The following is a 2,072-nucleotide window of genomic DNA, read 5'->3' on the forward strand; positions in this document are numbered from 1 at the left end:
ACAATAAAAACAAACATTACGCAATTGCACTACATTAGCATTCTATTTATTAATTCAAACAGCATAATAAAATTGCGCATACATTAATGTCGGCCAACTTGAAGAATATGAAAAAACTCTTAATACCAATTTTACTTCTTACAATTCTTTTCAATAGTTGCAAAATGGGTGCCCAGAAAAACTTAGTTAATAACTCAAGTTTCGCACCCTTACTTTAGAGGGTTTAATGGCATGAAAACAGCATGCAAACCAAGGTAATCCCTTGGTTTTGTTGTATCTTTAAGTATCACACACAAAGTACAAAACATGCTGAAACACGAAGATATTTCAAAAATTCAAGAATTAAGCGGTCGGTTTAAAAATATTTGGCTGAGTTCTGAATATTTACAAGCACATTTAAATATTTTAGGATTCAATAAGATTAAAAAAAAGATTAGTTGTTGTAAAAATTCAGGTTATACTTTTGAGGATTTAATTTCAAAACTGTTATTACTGCCTCTTTTAGGTATCAATACGATCCATGGAATGTTAAGAGATGAAAAGGATTTAGAACAAATCGGAAAAGATCCTTATTATCGAATTTTAGCAAACCAAAAAGTCAATTGGAGATCTTTTTTGAATCATTTTGTAATTCAATATTTATCAAAGGAGAAACTCTTTACACCAGCTAAAGATGTGGTTAAATGTTTAATATTTGATGATACAGATATTGCTAAAACAGGAAAAACAATAGAAGGTATTTCTAAAAATTATAACCATGTATCCAAAACCTTCTACTTTGGCTTCAAGCTACTTGTAGCAGGTTACTGGAATGGAAGCGTATTTATTCCAATTGATTTCAGTTTACATCGTGAAAGTAAAAAAACAAAATACGGACTCACAGCTAAGCAAAGGAAGCTTCAAAAAAAGACGCCAAGGTGTAGTAAAACCGCTGCTGCAAAAAGGTATCAGGAACTTAATAAAAAGAAAACAGAGCTATTAGTACAAATGTTTTCTAGAGTTGTAAAGCGTAAAATTATCGTAGACTACATTTTAATGGACACTTGGTTTACAAGTATTGGATTGCTCAAAAAGCTAAGAGAAAAAAGTAGTTCGACCCATATAATTGGCATGTATAAATACAATAGTAAAATTGAAGTAAAGTCAAAAATAAAAACGATATCCGAACTTAAAAAACAGAAAAAAGCACCTAAACGATGTCGAAAACACAAGTACTATTACCATCATTATGTATCTGAAATTGATGGGCTAAAGGTTGCTGTTTTTATTTCAAAACGCGGAACAAACGGGAAATGGCACACATTAATAACAACCGACACAACACTAAGTTTTACAAAAATTATTGAAACATATCGTATTCGATGGTCAATAGAGGTGTTTTTCAAAGAAGCTAAGCAGTTATTTGGCTTGGGTAAATGCCAATCTACCAATTTCGATGTTCACATTGCGCAAATAACCATTACAATGACCCAATATTTACTCACCAGTATTCGGTACAGAATGGAAGCTTATGAAACAATAGGAGGTTTATTTAAAGATTTGAAGCAAGATTACATCGAGAACAAGCTAAATGTCAGGATATTAGCAGTTATCAATCTAATAGTATCTCTTTTGGAAAAAATAATTGAATACATTGATATTGAATATATTACACGCCAAATAATAGCAAATGTCGAAGATTTTGGATTTTTAGTGAAAACTAATAGCTTTGAATATCAGGACCTTAATTAAATCGATCTAGGTGCGAAACTTGAGTTAATAATAATAAATTTGCCAATTGTTAAGTATTAACTATAGGGGCAATATTGAAACTTTTACCGCCTCATAAAAAACAATTATAAAAGAAAGATGAAACAACTTACTAAAATAGGCCTCTTAGGCTTTTTAATAATAATACAATTAACTGCGAATGCCCAATGGTCACAATTAGGGCAAGATATTGATGGCGATGCAGATTATCATTTCCTAGGAGCTGTGGCTACTAGTGCTGATGGTTTAACGGTGGCTGTTGGTGCAAAAGATGATGCAGATGATATGATTGGGGGAGTACCAGGGAATGGATATGTAAGGGT

At 31.8% G+C, this 2,072-nt stretch carries 2 protein-coding genes; both read left to right on the top strand.

The window, feature by feature from the left end; translation table 11 throughout:
- Nucleotides 1–306 precede the first annotated feature (306 nt).
- The gene (locus HRT41_16065) at nt 307–1,731 is read left to right on the top strand and encodes a transposase (GenBank protein NQY25535.1); all 1,425 of its coding nucleotides are present in this window, start codon (nt 307–309) and stop codon (nt 1,729–1,731) included.
- A 117-nt stretch (nt 1,732–1,848) separates the two neighbouring features.
- Nucleotides 1,849–2,072: hypothetical protein (locus HRT41_16070; protein ID NQY25536.1), on the top strand; the 224-nt coding region annotated here is incomplete at its 3' end.

It is taken from the genome of Campylobacteraceae bacterium, from assembly GCA_013215945.1.
Taxonomy (GTDB): Bacteria; Campylobacterota; Campylobacteria; order Campylobacterales; family Arcobacteraceae; genus NORP36.

Bases quoted from the DNA above. Each gene is read 5' to 3' on its own strand.
- HRT41_16065 (NQY25535.1), top strand. From the start codon at position 307: ATGCTGAAACACGAAGATATTTCAAAAATTCAAGAATTAAGCGGTCGG.